This is a genomic window from Rhizobium sp. KNZ2-6A (assembly GCF_056755475.1).
The window spans coordinates 1-16,511 of sequence record NZ_JBNDIC010000036.1 but is presented as its reverse complement, the minus strand read 5'-3'; the positions used below and the strand labels follow the sequence as shown (position 1 = coordinate 16,511).

The following is a 16,511-nucleotide window of genomic DNA, read 5'->3' as shown; positions in this document are numbered from 1 at the left end:
CTTCAGTCGCTGAACGTATCAAAGAAATCCTTCATGCGGGCGAAGAAGCCCGTCGATTCGGGATTGTTGTCCTTCGAAGAGATCTGCTCGAATTCCTGCAGCAGCTCGCGCTGGCGCTTTGTCAGCTTCTGCGGCGTCTCGATCTGGATCTGGATATAGAGATCGCCGACCTGGCTGGAACGCAGCACCGGCATGCCCTTGCCCTTCAGGCGGAACTGTTTGCCGACCTGCGTCCCCTCGGGAACGGTGACGCGTGATTTGGTGCCGTCGAGCGTCGCGACATCGAAGGTGCCGCCGAGCGCCGCCGTCGTCATCGAAATCGGCACCGCGCAATAGAGATCGGCGCCATCCCGCTGGAAGAATTCATGCGGTTTGACGGAGAGGAAGATGTAGAGATCGCCTGCGGGTCCGCCACGCGTGCCGGCTTCGCCTTCGCCCTGCAGGCGAATGCGCGTGCCGTCTTCGATGCCCGAGGGAATGTTGACGGAGAGCGAACGCTCCTCTGTCACGCGGCCCTGCCCATGACACTTGGTGCAGGGATCGGGAATGATCTGGCCGCGGCCATGGCAGGTCGGGCAGGTGCGCTCGACGGAGAAGAAGCCCTGCGCAGCGCGAACGCGCCCGGAACCCTGGCAGGTGCCGCAGGTCTTCGGCTGCGTGCCGGGCTTGGCGCCCGAGCCGGAACAGACATCGCAGGTGATCGACGTCGGTACCCGGATCTGCGCCGTCTTGCCGCTGAAAGCTTCCTCCAGCGAGATTTCCATATTGTAGCGGAGATCGGCGCCGCGCTCGCGACCGCCGGAAGAGCGCGCCCGCGAGCGGCCGCCACCCATCATCTCGCCGAAAATATCCTCGAAAATATCGGAGAAGCCACCGCCGCCGAAACCGGCCCCGAAGCCGCCGCCACCGCCCATGCCGCCATGTTCGAAGGCTGCGTGGCCATAGCGGTCATAGGCTGCGCGCTTTTGCGGATCCTTGAGCGTTTCGTAGGCTTCGTTGATTTCCTTGAACTTCCGCTCGGCATTGCTGTCGTCCGGGTTCTTGTCCGGATGAAATTGCATCGCCAGCTTGCGAAAGGCGCTCTTCAGCTCTTTCTCGTCCGCTGTTTTTGAGACGCCCAATGTCTCGTAAAAATCCGCTTTTGCCATTAAGGACTAGACCCCGGAAATGGATTTCCGGCTGCCCCGAAGGCAGCCGGATTTAAGTCTCCTAGAACCTTTCGGTTCGCGCTTATGCAGACCGCTTGCGGTCGTCTTCGTCCTTGATTTCCTCGTAGTCGGCATCGACGACATCGTCCTTGCCGGCTGCGGAGGCATCGGCCGAAGGAGCTTCCGCCTGCTGGGCTTCATAGATTGCCTGGCCGAGCTTCATGGAAACTTCCATGAGCGTCTGGGTCTTGGCCTTGATGTCTTCGGCGTCCGGCTCGGAAGCTTCGGTTGCCGTCTTGAGCGCTGCGATCGCGTCGGAGATCGCGGTGCGATCGGCTTCCGTGACCTTGTCGCCGTAATCCTTCAGCGACTTCTCGCTGGAGTGGATCAGGCTCTCAGCCTGGTTCTTGGCTTCGACGCCTTCGCGACGCTTCTTGTCGTCGGCAGCATGGGCCTCTGCATCCTTGACCATCTTTTCGATGTCGGCGTCGGAAAGACCGCCGGAAGCCTGGATGCGGATCTGCTGTTCCTTGCCGGTACCCTTGTCCTTGGCCGAAACCTGGACGATGCCGTTGGCGTCGATATCGAAGGTGACTTCGATCTGCGGCACGCCGCGCGGTGCCGGCGGCAGGCCGACGAGGTCGAACTGGCCGAGCAGCTTGTTGTCGGCAGCCATTTCGCGCTCGCCCTGCGAAACGCGGATGGTCACGGCCGACTGGTTGTCGTCGGCAGTCGAGAAGGTCTGCGACTTCTTCGTCGGGATCGTCGTGTTGCGTTCGATCAGACGGGTAAAGACGCCGCCCAGCGTTTCGATGCCGAGAGACAGCGGGGTCACGTCGAGGAGCAGAACGTCCTTGACGTCGCCCTGCAGGACGCCGGCCTGGATCGCGGCGCCGAGCGCCACGACTTCATCCGGATTGACGCCCTTGTGCGGCTCCTTGCCGAACAGCTGCTTGACGACTTCCTGAACCTTCGGCATGCGGCTCATGCCACCGACGAGAACGACTTCGTCGATTTCAGCGGCGGTGACGCCGGCATCCTTGAGCGCTGCCTTGCAAGGCGCGATGGTGCGCTGAACGAGATCGTCGACCAGGCTTTCCAGCTTGGCGCGGGTCAGCTTCAGCGTCAGGTGCTTCGGGCCGGTCGCGTCTGCCGTGATGAAGGGCAGGTTGATTTCGGTCTGCTGCGAAGAGGAGAGTTCGATCTTGGCCTTTTCGGCAGCTTCCTTCAGGCGCTGCAGAGCGAGCTTGTCGCCCTTGAGGTCGATGCCGTTGTCCTTCTTGAACTCGGCAACGAGGTATTCGACGAGACGCATGTCGAAGTCTTCACCGCCGAGGAAGGTATCGCCGTTGGTCGACTTCACTTCGAAGACGCCGTCGCCGATTTCCAGGATGGAGATATCGAAGGTGCCGCCGCCAAGGTCGTAAACGGCGATGGTCTTGCCGTCCTTTTTGTCGAGACCGTAGGCAAGAGCTGCGGCCGTCGGCTCGTTAATGATGCGCAGAACTTCGAGACCGGCGATCTTGCCGGCATCCTTGGTTGCCTGGCGCTGCGCGTCGTTGAAGTATGCGGGAACGGTGATGACGGCCTTTTCGACCTTTTCGCCGAGATAGGATTCGGCGGTTTCCTTCATCTTCTGAAGGATCATTGCGGAAACTTGTGCGGGCGAATAGCCTTTGCCCTGCGCTTCTACCCAAGCATCGCCATTATCGCCCTTGACGATCGTGAAAGGAACAAGGTGCTTGTCCTTCTCGACGGTCGGATCTTCGTAGCGGCGGCCGATCAGGCGCTTGACAGCGAAGAGGGTATTGGTGGGGTTGGTGACAGCCTGGCGCTTGGCCGGCTGGCCGACGAGACGTTCGCCGTCGTCGGTGAAGGCAACCATCGAGGGGGTGGTGCGGGCGCCTTCGGCATTTTCGATCACTTTCGCGTCCTTGCCGTCCATGACGGCGACGCAGGAATTCGTAGTTCCAAGGTCGATACCAATTACTTTTGCCATGTCATTCTCTCCTTGAAGCAAGCTGTCGGAACCCCTGTCAGGCATTCCATTGACAGCCCCTTACGGGATGGTCTTGAGGATTGCGCAGCCATGACTGCGGTGATGCCGCGTATATAAGTAGCGGTTTTACTGACTGCAAGGCAGGAAATTGCCCGAAATCCAGCAAAACAAATGGTTTGTCGCGCAATTTCCATTCAGCCCCATGTGCGCCGAGGACACGTGGATTTGACGCGACCGCGTATCAGAGCAGCCTTGCAGCGGCCATGCAAGCGGCAAGGTGCAAAATTGCGATTTTATCGGCCGAGGATGACGTCGAGCAGCGAGGAGCGATGCGGCCGCGCCGTTGCGACCGGAGCGCCGCTGTCGCCGATATCCGCGGGCGGGATATCGCCGCTGTCATAAGGGTTGGAACTGTAGGGATTGGTATCGTCCGCGAGGTTTGCCGGTGGCAGGTCCTGTACGTCTTCATTGATCGCGGTCTGGTTGACGGTCTGCGGCTGGACCGGCCTCTGCTGCAGTGTCGGCTGCTGCACGCCCTGTCCGCCGTCGGCAACGCCCGAGATGATACTGCCGATCGTCGTCGGCTGGTCGCCATTCGGCGCCTGCGCCATCGGCGGGCCGTTGTCGATGATCTGGCCGCCGCCGAAGATCGTCGTCGGCGTGATGCCCTTGTGGGCGGCGACCATGAATTCCTTCCATGCCTTGGCCGGCAGCCCGCCACCGGTGACCTTGCGCATCGATTTGCCGTCGTCATTGCCGAACCAGACGCCCGTGGTCAGATGACTGGTGAAGCCGACGAACAGCGCGTCGCGGAAGGATTGCGTCGTTCCCGACTTGCCGGCCGCCTGCCAGCCGGGAAGGCGCGCCGCCTTGCCGGTGCCGTAGGCGATGACGCCGGCCATCATGGCGTTCATGTTGGCAACGATATCCGGGTTCAGCACCCGCTCTGGATTATCGGTATTGGCCTGGTAGAGCACCTTGCCGGAAGCGGTCGTCACCTTGGTGATGACATGCGGCGCCACCTTGAAGCCGCCGTTCATGAAGGTGGCATAGGCGGAAGTCAGTTCCAGCAGCGACACTTCGGACGTGCCAAGCGCGATCGAGGCATTGGCCTGTAGGTCCGATTCGATGCCGAGCCTGCGGGCGACCTTGATGACCTGATCCGGCCCGACCTCGGCGACGAGCTGGGCTGCGACCGTATTCAACGAGTGGGCCACCGCGGTGGCGAGCGTCACCGGGCCGCTATAGCGCTGTTCGTAGTTCTCGGGCGCCCAATTGCCGATCTTGACCGGCATGTCGTTGCGGATCGAGTTGGGCGTCAGGCCGGCTTCCAGCGCAGCGGTATAGACGAACGGTTTGAAGGCCGAGCCCGGCTGGCGCTTGGCCGTCACGGCGCGGTTGAACTGGCTCTGCGCATAGTCCCGGCCGCCGACCAGCGCGCGGATCGCGCCCGTCGCGTCGACGGAGACGAGCGAAGCCTGCGAGGCGCTCAGTTTCTTGCCGTCCTTGGCAAGCACGTCTTCCAGCGCCTTCTCGGCCTTCTCCTCCAGCGACATGTCGAGCGTGGTGTCGACGATCAGGTCTTCCTTGATGTCGCCGCCGATCAGCTTCGGAAGCTGGTCCATGACCATGTCGGCGACATAGTTCTCGGCGCCCGTCCAATAGCTTTTCGACCGGGTCGGCGGCTGCGACATGGCGGTCTTGATGTCGGCCTCGGAGATGAAGCCCTGATCATGCATGGCTTGCAGCACCAGCTGCGCGCGGGCCTCGGCGGCGGCGGGATCGCGGGCAGGCGACAGCCGCGAAGGCGCCTTGACGAGGCCGGCGAGCATCGCCGCTTCGCCGAGGTTCACGTCCTTCGCCGACTTGTTGAAGTAGCGCCGCGAGGCCGCCTCGACGCCATAGGCGTTGGAGCCGAAATAGACGCGGTTCAGGTACATCGTCAGGATCTGGTCCTTGGTGTACTTGTGCTCCAGCCACAGCGCCAGCAGTACTTCCTGCACCTTGCGCTCCAGTGTGCGGTCCGGGGATAGGAACAGGTTCTTGGCGAGCTGCTGCGTCAGCGTCGAGCCGCCTTGGACGGCGTGCCCGGTCAGGACGTTCGTCACGACCGCGCGGCCAAGGCCGATCGGGTCGAAGCCGAAGTGGGAATAGAAGCGACGGTCCTCGATGGCGACGATCGCCTCCGGTATGTAGGGCGACATGTCTCCAAGCGCCACGGCTTCGCCGCCCGTGGTGCCGCGATTGGCGAGCAGGGTGCCGTCGAGATCGTTGATCTTTACGTTCGGCGGCCGCTCGGGGATCGACCAGGTGCTGGCGCTCGGCATGCGCGAGCCGTAATAGGCGACAAGGCCCGCAAGGCCGATGCCGGCCCAGAGGCAAAGCACCAGACCCCAATAGATCGTGGACCGGATAAAGCCGAAGAAGCCGCGTCGCGGACGCGCGCGCCGCGCGGGTTTGCGGCGGCTGCGGGCGCGGCGAGGCCTTTGGACCACGGGTTCGTCCTCGTCGTCCTCATCTTCTTCCTCGTCCGGTTCCGGCTCCTGGTAATATGTCTTGGCCGAGCGCCTGCTGCCGACGATGCGCTCGCCGGCATTGAATCCGTCATCGATGCGTTCCCGGCCGCTGGAAAAGGATGGTTCTATTCTCTGGCGTGATTTCTTCTTATCTGCCATTGCCGGCCGGTCGTACCTCGGTGCCCATTATTTCCCCAGTATTCCTATGTCTTCTATAAGGTTGATCGCAGCTGCGGCAGAAATCCTTGCGCCCGTTCGGCCGCGCTTTAAGCCGGGCGCATCGCCCGAGAGCCGATATCGGCTGTCGAGGGGCTACCCGCCATTTGTTCACGAACCCTCGTGAAGACATCAAATCCCGCCTGAACTGTAAATGCGGCGATTTAAGGAGGGATTAAGAACAATTCCAACCCGAGCCGGCGGGCCGGCTCCGGCCCCCTGGGCGGCGGGCCGTTGAGGGAACTTTTCGCCCTTTTAGGCATTAACAAATGACAAGAACAAAGAGGGCGAGCACATGAGTTCATTGATCAAAGTAGAGGAAGTCGACAGGAGCAGATTGCGGGAAGTCTGGAGTGTCCAGGATTTTGCCCGCCGCCACCGGCTTTGCAAGGAGGAGGAAGCCCGGCTGAAGAAGCTGTTCGGCGACTTTGCGACAAAGCAGGAACTGCTCTCCAACGCCCAGAGGCCGCCGCAATTTCGCTGAAAGGAATTGGCAGACTGGGCGCGATGGACATCGTGGGCCGCTACGACCGCAGGGTTGGCAGTGGAGGAGGCTGCGCCAATGTGGAAACGTTTCGAACTATGGTTGGTCGATCAGATCGACCGGATATTCGGCCTGGAGCGGCTCGCCCGCCGGGCAGGGTTTTCCCCGGACGAGGCAAGGCGCATCGCCCGTGAGAAATAAATCGTATGCGATGCATCGATGACCGTTCCCTCGGGAAAGCTTGAGCCCGGGCATGTCATCCGAGCCGTACTTGCCCGATCAGACAGGCCCGATATGTCGCGGCAAGCTCGAAATCTTTCATATTTTCGAAAGTTCTGATCAGGGTTATAGTACTGTCATGTGGCCGTCGTGGAAGACGGTTCCAAGTAATTGGCAGCGCGTGAGGAGGAGTATTCATGCGGCACGTTAAATGGAGCAATCCCATTGAAGTCGGTTTTGCTCATGGTAGTTTCCAGGTAGTGACCGGTCCTTCCGATGCATTGAATTGCATGGCCGATCTTTGGCCCGATCGGCGCGGTCCCTTGTATGTTGCAGCAAGAAGCCTTTGCCGGGCCGCCATCGACGGTCGCAAGTCCGCCGAAGAGGCGCGGGAAATGTTCATCTCGGCGACGCGTGAAGCGCATCTGAAGATGCACTGAAACCGGTCGGCATTTTCAAGCCGTTTGCTCGTTCGAGCCTTGCGAGCCGATAGAGGCGCGCCAAAGATTCCGTTCAAGATATTTCCGTTTGAATGCCGCTTGTCCGAGCATCTGTTCGGATGCGGGTCGCGCGTCGGCAATTGCCACTCCTCGGCGTATAGCGCATCAAAAACGCCAGCGATCTCCAAGATCGCTGGCTTTGATTTTGCGGAATCTTCAAGGCGCTGTTAGCGGTTTGAACCCCTTACAGACATGCGGCAATCCGGTTCCGAGGCCGGACAATCTTTATGATCCGGGCTATAGGGTCCCGGCTGACGCGTATCCTGTCGCGGATTGTTCTGCGGCTGCGGCTGCGCCTGAGGTTGTGGCTGCGGCTGAGGCTGAGGTTGCGGCTGAGCCTGCTGCCGTTGGGGTTCCGGGCGAGGACGGTTGTTGTCGCGCGGGCGATCCGGCTGGTTATCCCAGTCCTGGTTATTATCAGGCCGCCGCCGGCCCCAGTTACGATTGTCGTCGCGCTGCCGATCCCAGTTGCGATCGGGACGGCGGTCCCAGTTACGGTCCGGCTCGTTATCCCAGTTCGATCCGCGATCCCAACCCGGAGGATTGCGATCCCAGCCGCGGTCGGGCCGGCGATCGACCCAGCCGGGGCCGCGCCGCCAACGGTCGCGGTCACGATAGAAGTCGCGGCCGCGATAATAGCGACCCCAGTAATCATCGAAGTTGAAAACCACCGTCGGAATGCCGAGCGGTCGATAATATTGCGGGCCGACATAGATGCGGCGTGATTGATAGGTGGCCTGGATATAGCGGCCGGCGACCCATCCGCGACCGCCATAGAACGAGACATCGCACCAGGGCGTCTCGTTGAGGCAGCCGTTGATCTGCAGCGGCGCTCCGACCGGGATCATCGTCACCGCCGGATAGGCGGTGCTCGGACCTGACCGCATGTTGACGTTTGCGGTGGCAAAGCCCTCCGCGGCTTCCGCAATGGCCGGCAGCGCAACGAAAGCGGCCAGCAAGCTTGCGGCAAGAACCTTGAACCTCATGAATACTCTCCCTTTGCGCACCGTCGTCGCGAAACCGCCAACGAATGTCTTCCGCATGTCATGCGCCTACCCCGGCGCTATTCGGTAAGACTTTCCAAATCCAGCAAGATAAAAGCCTTCGCATGCACGGAATCTGATAGGACTCCACGGCAAGCCTTCAATCTTTACATGTGTTTTAGAAGTATTCGCATGAATGCAGCTTGAACGATGGCGCGCGGCAGCCGGAAAATCTGCCGGATTCGTTGATATGGCCTGGTTGCGGCTCAAGATCTTGGTGTCATCGGCGGCGGTCACTGGAAAGATCGATCGAAGAAAGTGAAATGCGGCCTTGAAATTGCCACCTTGCCCACCGATATCAGGCTCAGTCATGCAGCCGATGGCGGCTGGCGCGCTTCAAAGCGAGCCGTTTCCGTTCATCGTGGTCTTGGAAGCGAAGTTGACCTTCGGTTAACCTTTCATGATCAATCTGGCTGCAGTTCCGCGTTGCCTTTGACCACGGATGTACTGGCACTGATGCGATAGCGGATGGCGAAAGGCCGGGTCATTCCGGCCTTTTTGTTTTTAGAGCAATTCCAGGAAAAGTGCGCAGCGGTTTTCCGTCCGGAATGCGTAGCAAAACAATAAGATAGGGCGTTTTCGCGATTCGAAGAAAAGCGGAAAGTGCTCTAGCGATGGCGTGCTCTTGCGGAAGCGGGGCGCGCCATTTTCAGTTTAGGCACTGGAGCATTTCCAGGAAAAGTGCGCAGCGGTTTTCCGTCCGGAATGCGTAAAAACAAGAGCATAGAGCGTTTTCGGGATTCAAAGAAACGCGGAAATGCTCTGGAGCGTCAGCATCTCTGCGACGCCAAAAGAAAAACCGCCGCAGGGGATGCGGCGGTTTTCCGATTCAAGCTTTTTGGTTCCGGCAAAGTGCCCGGCGGACCGGGCGACCTTGTCAGTTCGCCTTCTTGGCAGCGACCTTGACGACCTTGGCCGGAGCTGCGGCCACGGTTGCCTTGCCGGCAGGAACGTAGCCGGCGCCGATGGCGACGTTCAGCGAGATATAGTCGATGGCGCTCGTCTGAACGGCCTGTGCAAGGCTCTGCTGAGCGCTGGTCACGTTGCGCTGGGCGTCCAGAACGTCGAGCAGCGAAGATGCACCATCCTTATAGCTGGCGGTCGAGAGCTGCAGGGCTTCCTGGTAGGACTTGACCTGGGCGTGCAGGGCCGCAACCGTCTGCGCATCGCGGCTGACGGCCGACAGGGCGTCTTCCACCTGTTGGACAGCAGTCCTCACCGTCTGTTGCCAGACGATGTACTGTTCGCGGCTTGAGGATTCCGCGCTCTTGACGCCGGCGCGCAATGTGCCGCCGTCGAAGATCGGCAGGTTCAGCGCCGGGCCGAACGACCAGCTAGTGAGGCCGCCGCTCGTGGACGAACTGTGGATATAGGACGGCGAGATCGCGCCACTGAGCGTGATCGACGGGAAGAGCTTGGCTTCCGCGACGCCGATCTGAGCGGTAGCAGCGGCAAGATTACGCTCTGCGGCGCGAATGTCTGGACGATTGCGGATGAGATCGGCGGGAACACCGGTGCGGACGCTGCCGCGGAATACCGGCTGGCTGCCGCCGCCCTGCATCTGCGCGATGATCGTGGACGAAGGCACGTTGAGCAGCGTCGCGATGTGATGCACCGCCTGGCGATAGCTGATCTCGAAGCCGGGAATCGTTGAAAGCGTCGAGTTGACGAGGCCTTCGGCCTGGACGACATCGAGGCGTGAGGCAGCGCCAGCTTCGAGCTGGAACTTGGTCAGCGAAAGCGTGTCGCGCCGGGACTTCAGGTTTTCCCGGGCGATCGCCACCAGCGCTTGGTAGTAGCGGGCGTTGACATAGCTGTTGGCCAGATCCTGCAGATAGGTCAGGCGTGCAGTATCGACATTGGAGTAGGCGGCATCGAGCGAGGCGTTGGCGCTTTCCGTTGCGCGGCGATACTGGCCCCAGAGGTCGAGCAGCCACGAAACCGAGGCGCCACCACCGGTGATATTCCGCGTTTCGGTCTGCGTGCGCAGCGAGCCCTTCTGGCCGCTGGTCGTATGGTCGCCGGTAACCGTCAGGCTCGGCAGGCCGCCAGCGCCCGCGGTCACGACCGCCGCTTCAGCCTGGTTGATGCGCTCCAGTGACTGCTGGATGGTGAGGTTTTGGCCAAGTCCCTGTGCGGCGAAGGCATTCAGCTTGGAGTCGCTGAAAGCGGTCCACCATTGCGAACCGGCGATATCGCCGTTTACCTTCGTACCGCCCTCCGAGAATTTGGCCGGCAGAGGCATTTCCGGTGGCTTATGGTCTGGGCCGCTGACGCAACCTGCCAGAATAAGCAGCAGGGCGGGGGCGGCAGTACGAATGGAAACCATCACATTGTCCCACAATTCAATTTACATGATCAGTGACTTTAACGGAGTCAGCATGACTCCATGTACCGGTGCTCCAGTCTTACGCAATACAAACAATGACCCGAAGCGGTCGGCGTCAATCTAGCAACGAGTTTAGCAATAGCACAGAGGCTTTTACGAATTCTCGGGAGCGAACATATGTAGGATCGGGCGAAATATCAGCTTATTGGTAAAAAAAATCCGAAGTGTTGCAAAAAACATACCCTCGCATCCGCAATCAAGGGATGTGAACGGCACAAAACTCCGTCGCCGCCACAACTTCCGGGAAGTTTCGGCGTGTCGATTCAGCTAAACGACCGTGCAGACGGTCTTTTACGGGAAATAGCGGGCGAGGCTTGCGCGAACCCGGTCGCGCGGTGTCGTGCCGTGATCGTCAGGCACGAAAGGCGTGCCTGTTATCGCTTCGAAGGCGCGGATATAGACCTTAGACGTCTGTTCGACGAGATCAGTCGGGATTTCCGGAATCTCATCCTTGTAAGGGTCGCAGCGCTCGGTGACCCAGGCGCGCACGAAGTCCTTGTCGAAGCTTTCGGGGCGCATGCCCTTTTCGAAGCGCTCCTGATAGCTGTCGGCCAGCCAATAGCGGCTGCTGTCGGGGGTATGGATCTCGTCGGCGAGGATGATGGTCCCGTTTTCGTCGGTCCCGAATTCATATTTGGTGTCGACGAGGATCAGCCCGCGCTTGCGGGCGATCTCCTGCCCGCGTGCGAACAAGGCAAGGGCATAGTCCGACAGTGTCTGCCACTGCTCTTGCGTCAGAAGCCCCTGCTCGACGATCTCGGTCGGCGTCAGGGGCTCGTCGTGACCGCCGTCGAATTCCTTGCTCGTCGGCGTGATGATCGGCTCCGGCAGGATCTGGTTGTCGCGCATGCCGTCCGGCAGCGTGATTCCATACATCTTCCGCTGCCCCTTCTTATAGAGCGTCAGGATGGAGGTGCCGGTGGTGCCGGCGAGATAGCCGCGGACGACGACTTCGACGGGGAGAATATTCAGCCGCTTGCCGACGACGACATTCGGGTCCGGATAGTCGATCACATGGTTCGGGCAGATATCGCGCGTCTGTTCGAACCAGTAGCGCGCCGTTTGCGTCAGGACCTGGCCCTTATAGGGAATGCAGGTGAGGATGCGGTCGAAGGCGCTGAGCCGGTCGGTGCTGATGATGATGCGGCTGCCGTCGGGCAGATCGTAATTCTCGCGCACCTTGCCGCGATAGTAGTTGGGCAATTCCGGAAAATGGGCTTCGGAGAGAATTCGCAACATGTCCACCAACAGGCTCGTGCATCCGCCCGACGGATGCTTCTTGAGCGGACCCTTAGCGCATTGCGGCCGGAAGCGGAACGGTTTTCCCATATATAATATGCAATCCGTTGCCGATCGCGTGGTTGCCGTGGCGAAAAACGGTCAGTACGGCCGGCGCCAACAACCGTTTTCGCTTCGTTCGAGGATCGGCGTGGAAAAGACACCGACAATCCGCTCGCTCCATTGCCTGCCGTCCCTATCGACATGATCGCGCCAGCGCTCGGATTGCAGCATGGCCGCGCCGATCACGACAGGCTCGATGCCGCAGGACGTCAGGAGAGAAAGCCCGGAGACGATCGAGGCGCCACTGGAGATCACGTCGTCGACAAGCGCCACGCGCTTTCCTTCCAGCAGCGGCAGCATCCGCGGATCTATATAAAGGCGCTTTTCCTGGTTTGGCGTGGTGATCGAGGAAAGCGCAACCGACAGCTCCTCGCGATACCAGAACTTACGTGATGTTCCGAGCGGCACATAGCGCGCATGGCCGAGCGCGCGCGCCACCGCGGCTGCCAGCGTCAGGCCGAGCGTCGGCAATCCGGCGACGACATCGATATCATGAGCCGCGATCCGCGCCGCCAGCGCTGTCGCCAGCGCCTCCAGCACGGTGAAGCTCGCCTGATTGACGATCAGCGATGCCAGCGCGTGTTCGCCGTCGGCAAGCATGCGGATCGGCAGGCGCAGCTGCCGTCCGTCCGGCAGTTCGGCCACATGGAAATCCGCTCGCGCCTCCATCGGGTCGAAGCTGCCGGGCGCATGCAGCTCCTGCCAGAAGTCGTTGGGTAGCATCGCACGCAGCCTTCTATCTGTTGATTTTCATTCCGGCGCGCCGGTGCAGCCCAAGGATTTCGGCCTCGGTCAAGGCCCGCACGCCGCCCTTCGGCAGATCGCCGAGCGCGATATCGCCAAAGGCGACACGCACCAGCCGCAGGCATTCGATGCCGAGAGCCTCCAGCATGCGCCGGATCTGGCGGTTGCGGCCCTCCTTGAGCTCCACTTCGATCCAGCCGTTGCGGTCGCCGGCGCGCAGCAGGCGGGCGGAGCTTGCGGTCAAAAGCTCGCCATCGTCGATGATGCCGCGCTCCATGCGCGCAAGCTGTTCCTGGTCCATGATGCGGTCGACCTGCACGTGATAGATCTTGCCGACATGGCTGACCGGATCGAGAAGTGTCTGGGCGAGCACCGTATCATTGGTAAAGAGCAGCAGCCCTTCGCTCGCCTTGTCCAGCCGCCCGACCGGGGCAAGATGGCGGGCATCGATCTCTTTGAGGCAATCATAGACCGTCGGCCGCCCTTCGGGGTCATCACGGGTGGTCACCAGCCCGCGCGGCTTGTTCAGCATGAAATAGAGCTTCTTTTCCGCCGATATTGCCATGCCGTCGACCGCGAATGTCGAATGCTCCAGATCGACCCAGGTGGCGGGATCCGCGATCCTCCGGCCGTCCACGCTCACGCGGCCGGCGGCAATCAGCGCCTCCGCCTGGGTGCGGGAGCAGTAGCCGAGCTTGGAAAGCGCTCGCGGCAAGGTTACGCGCTTGCCTTCGGGCTCCTGGGCGCGCTTCGCTGGTCTGCCGGATCTTTGCGGTGATTGCCGCTGGCTCACCCGCTCTGCCTCACGATCGTCATTGCTGTCTTCATTGCTGTGGCCGGACGTTCCGCCCAGGAAAGACATCCTTTCGCATGCCGGCGGCGGCGACGCAAATCGCATTGTCGAGGAGTAGGCAGGGCTGAAAGCAGACAGGGCTCGCATTTCGTGGATGCGAGCCCTGCCGCGGGCCGGAGCGGGCGATGGGGTCGGGTAGGCGGCAAGGCTGCCGCCATTCGCTCCGGAGGGATCGCGCTTGCCCGGAAAACCTGCACTGCTTCTTTTGCTGGGATTTTTCAAAAGACGGGAAATTTGTTACAGTTTGTAACGCCGGCCGTTTCCCTGTTGCCAAAATGACCTCTCGCCCCGCATGGAAGGGCCATGGTTTTCGCATCGCTTCTTCTGGTCGAGGACGACCGCGAGATTAGGGCGCTCCTGGAGGAGTTCCTGAGCCGCGAGGGTTTTTCCGTGCAGGCGGCCGACAGCGCCGCCGCCATGGACCGCATTCTGTCCAAGGGTTTTCCCGATCTGATCATCCTCGACCTGATGCTGCCTGGAGAGGACGGTTTGTCGGCATGCCGCCGCATTCGCGCCCGCAGCAAGGTGCCGATCCTCATGTTGACGGCGAAGACGGAAGATATCGATCGCATCCTTGGCCTCGAAATGGGCGCTGATGATTACCTTGGCAAGCCTTTCAATCCGCGCGAGCTTCTGGCGCGCATCCGCGCCATCCTTCGGCGATCCGGGCCGGAACGGCCGGAAGAGGTCAGCATCCCGTCGCGCCGTAAGTGTTTCGCCGGCTTGACGGTGGATCTCGACGGCCGCGTCATCGAAATGGAAGGCGAACGCGTCGTGCACCTGACGACGGCGGAGTTCGATCTGCTCGTCTGCTTTCTCGAACGGCCACGGCGCGTCCTGTCGCGCGAGCAATTGCTCGACTGGACACGCGGTCGCGGCGCCGATCCCTTCGATCGCACCATCGACGTCACGGTCTCCCGCCTGCGCACCAAGCTCGGGCATTGCCTGCCCGATGGCGCCCATATCATCACCACCGTGCGCAATGCCGGCTATCTCCTCACCACGGACGTCAAGGATGTCTGAGCCATGCTGAAACTCGGTCTCGTCGCCCGCATCATCATGATCGTCGCCGTGGCATTGTTCGTCATACAGCTCGCGGCTTTCGCCGCCGCCCAGCTGAAGCCGGATACATCCTTCAATCCGGAGTTGTCGCCGGCCATGCGGGTCAAGACGGCGATCCGTCTTCTCGATGCCGTTCCGCCCGAGGCGCAGCCGATCGCCGTGCGGGCGCTGAATGCCAATGGCCTGGCGATCCGGCTCGCCGATGCGCCGGCACCCGGTGAGAAGAACGAGACTTCGGACCTGACGCTCACCGGCAAGCTGGCGCGCGAATTCGCCAATATCGCCTTCGGCAACCGCTACTTCAACATGCGCTCGCTGTCGGAAAGACCGCAGGGCTGGTTCTCGGTCGGTGCGCCCGACCGGATCATGGAAGTGTCGATCGGCGTTGCCGGCGGGAAGATTGCGGTCTTCAATCTTCCCGAGACGCCGACCGTGCGGTTGCGCGGAATTCCCATCGGCCTTATCTCGGGCATCCTCGGCATGCTGGTCGCAGTCATTGCCATTGTCGCAGTGGCGCGGGAAACCCGCCCCTTGACGCGCTTGTCCCGTACCGTCAACTCGATCGGCAACGGATTGCAGCCGGTTCGTATTCCGGAAAGGGGAGCCTGCGAGCTGCGCATGCTGATCAAGGCGATCAATGCCATGCAGCTGCGCATCGCCGCCCTGGTCAATAATCGTACCCTGATCCTCGGAGCGATCTCGCATGATCTGAGGACCTATCTCACCCGCTTCCGCCTGCGCATGGAAATGATGCCCGACACACCGCATCGTGATCGGGCAATTGCCGATGTCGAAGCCATGCAGCGGCTGGTGGAGGATGCTCTGGGCTTTGCCCGCAGCACCGTCGTTTCGGACGGCAAGACCATTGTCGATCTCGATGCAGCCATTTGCGGCCACCTGGCGGAGCGGCAGGATGGGCAGGGTCTTGTCGTTTTCACGCCGATCGGGCAGCCGCTCGCGGTGACCATGACCGAGACTGCGCTGGTGCGCGTGCTGGACAACCTCATGGACAATGCGCTGCGCTACGGTTGCCGAGCCGATATCGCCGTCGAACGTCGCGGAGATCTAACCGCCATCATTGTGGGGGATCGTGGGCCGGGCATTCCGGCGGATCGGCGCAAGGAAGTGCTCGAACCCTTCGTGCGGCTGGAAGAATCGCGCAACCGCGATCTCGGCGGCAGCGGTCTGGGCCTTGCGATCGTTCGCCAGATTGTCGATGCGCATGGCGGCGCGCTCCGCCTCGAGGATCGCGAAGGCGGCGGACTGAATGCCGTTGTTCTATTGCCGATGGCGGTGATGGAAAGGAAGGCGGCCTGAAATAGGCACGATTATTTGACAATCGTGCGGATGCGCGATCGAGGTGCTGTGCGAACAGTGCCCGCTCAGTGGCAGGTCAAGAATTTCCTGAGCTCTTCCTGGCTCAACACGATACCGGCCGCCGCCTTCAGCGGATCCGGATGCGTATAGGTAAAGCTCGGCAGGTCGGGCAGATCCAATGCTTGGCGCATGCTCATGATGCCGAGCGCGCGTCGGCCATTGGCGCTGTCGAAACTGACTTCGATAATGCTTTCCGGTCTTGTTGTATCCATTGTTTCCTCCCTTCTCTAATATATAGCAGAAAGCTCATGTAAAATCTCGGTTTTTATGAGGCTTGCGCGCCAGTGCCCTATCGGCGCGTTCGTATCGCTGCCCGACGGTTCCGATGAGCGTGATGGTTGGGTTTGAGAGGGGCTTAATCGTCAAAAACTGGCGATAAGGCACCTGGCATGGAAATTTTGACCATCTGGACAAAGTTTTTCGAGGCCTCTGAGGAAAACTTTCCCCCTTCCTTCTCTGTCATCACAAATATCCTTTACAAATCAGACAGTTACAAAAATGTCAGAATTTTTACAATGGGAGTGTTGACTTGGTTCGGGTGTGGGGTCTATAAGCCCGATCACTGAACGAGGGCGGCGGCGCTGCTGGCGACGAAGTCTTTCGCTCTAGTGTTTCCTGGA

The 16,511-nt window shown here is 60.9% G+C and carries 14 protein-coding genes; 5 read left to right on the top strand and 9 right to left on the bottom strand.

Annotation, left to right across the window (positions count from 1 at the left end):
- Positions 1 to 2: 2 nt before the first annotated feature.
- The 3 genes from dnaJ to ACPYOP_RS22460 form a co-directional block, all read right to left on the bottom strand.
- A complete protein-coding gene (dnaJ, locus tag ACPYOP_RS22470; RefSeq protein WP_481412498.1) occupies positions 3 to 1,148 on the bottom strand; it encodes a molecular chaperone DnaJ in 1,146 nt (381 codons plus the stop codon).
- Between the two features lie 82 nt (positions 1,149 to 1,230).
- On the bottom strand, positions 1,231 to 3,147 hold the full coding sequence (gene dnaK / locus ACPYOP_RS22465) for a molecular chaperone DnaK (protein ID WP_481412497.1): 1,917 nt from the start codon (positions 3,145 to 3,147) through the stop codon (positions 1,231 to 1,233).
- 293 nt (positions 3,148 to 3,440) lie between these two features.
- On the bottom strand, positions 3,441 to 5,822 hold the full coding sequence (locus ACPYOP_RS22460) for a transglycosylase domain-containing protein (protein WP_481412496.1): 2,382 nt from the start codon (positions 5,820 to 5,822) through the stop codon (positions 3,441 to 3,443).
- A gap of 352 nt (positions 5,823 to 6,174) precedes the next feature.
- Between ACPYOP_RS22460 and ACPYOP_RS22455 the strand changes: the two genes are divergently transcribed.
- The 3 genes from ACPYOP_RS22455 (at position 6,175) to ACPYOP_RS22445 (ending at position 7,022) form a co-directional block, all read left to right on the top strand.
- Positions 6,175 to 6,363, top strand: coding sequence for a hypothetical protein (locus tag ACPYOP_RS22455; protein ID WP_481412495.1), 189 nt, complete (start codon positions 6,175 to 6,177; stop codon positions 6,361 to 6,363).
- A 78-nt stretch (positions 6,364 to 6,441) separates the two neighbouring features.
- Entirely contained in the window at positions 6,442 to 6,564 is a 123-nt protein-coding gene (locus ACPYOP_RS22450; RefSeq protein WP_257714005.1) for a hypothetical protein, read from the top strand.
- Positions 6,565 to 6,779: 215 nt separating this feature from the next.
- Positions 6,780 to 7,022, top strand: a complete 243-nt coding sequence (locus ACPYOP_RS22445) for a DUF982 domain-containing protein (RefSeq protein ID WP_120662521.1) — start codon at positions 6,780 to 6,782, stop codon at positions 7,020 to 7,022.
- Positions 7,023 to 7,249: 227 nt separating this feature from the next.
- Here ACPYOP_RS22445 and ACPYOP_RS22440 read toward each other — a convergent pair whose 3' ends face one another.
- The 5 genes from ACPYOP_RS22440 to ACPYOP_RS22420 all read right to left on the bottom strand — a co-directional run bounded on the left by ACPYOP_RS22440 (position 7,250) and on the right by ACPYOP_RS22420 (position 13,392).
- Complete coding sequence (locus tag ACPYOP_RS22440) at positions 7,250 to 8,068, bottom strand: SH3 domain-containing protein (protein WP_481412494.1); 819 nt, start codon at positions 8,066 to 8,068, stop codon at positions 7,250 to 7,252.
- 934 nt (positions 8,069 to 9,002) lie between these two features.
- The gene (locus ACPYOP_RS22435) at positions 9,003 to 10,454 is read right to left on the bottom strand and encodes an efflux transporter outer membrane subunit (RefSeq protein ID WP_481412493.1); all 1,452 of its coding nucleotides are present in this window, start codon (positions 10,452 to 10,454) and stop codon (positions 9,003 to 9,005) included.
- Positions 10,455 to 10,805: 351 nt separating this feature from the next.
- A complete protein-coding gene (locus tag ACPYOP_RS22430) occupies positions 10,806 to 11,750 on the bottom strand; it encodes a phosphoribosylaminoimidazolesuccinocarboxamide synthase (protein WP_481412547.1) in 945 nt (314 codons plus the stop codon).
- 144 nt (positions 11,751 to 11,894) lie between these two features.
- Entirely contained in the window at positions 11,895 to 12,578 is a 684-nt protein-coding gene (locus ACPYOP_RS22425; protein ID WP_481412492.1) for a phosphoribosyltransferase, read from the bottom strand.
- Positions 12,579 to 12,591: 13 nt separating this feature from the next.
- Complete coding sequence (locus ACPYOP_RS22420) at positions 12,592 to 13,392, bottom strand: pseudouridine synthase (RefSeq protein WP_481412546.1); 801 nt, start codon at positions 13,390 to 13,392, stop codon at positions 12,592 to 12,594.
- 363 nt (positions 13,393 to 13,755) lie between these two features.
- On the opposite strand from ACPYOP_RS22420, the gene ACPYOP_RS22415 reads away from it, so the two are divergent.
- Together ACPYOP_RS22415 and ACPYOP_RS22410 are read left to right on the top strand one after the other, a co-directional pair.
- The gene (locus ACPYOP_RS22415; protein WP_481412491.1) at positions 13,756 to 14,475 is read left to right on the top strand and encodes a response regulator; all 720 of its coding nucleotides are present in this window, start codon (positions 13,756 to 13,758) and stop codon (positions 14,473 to 14,475) included.
- A gap of 3 nt (positions 14,476 to 14,478) precedes the next feature.
- Positions 14,479 to 15,831: an ATP-binding protein gene (locus ACPYOP_RS22410; protein WP_481412490.1), complete on the top strand. Its 1,353-nt coding sequence runs from the start codon at positions 14,479 to 14,481 to the stop codon at positions 15,829 to 15,831.
- A 65-nt stretch (positions 15,832 to 15,896) separates the two neighbouring features.
- Here the strand turns inward: ACPYOP_RS22410 and ACPYOP_RS22405 are convergent, their stop codons facing one another.
- Entirely contained in the window at positions 15,897 to 16,103 is a 207-nt protein-coding gene (locus ACPYOP_RS22405) for a hypothetical protein (RefSeq protein WP_481412489.1), read from the bottom strand.
- Positions 16,104 to 16,511: the final 408 nt, after the last annotated feature.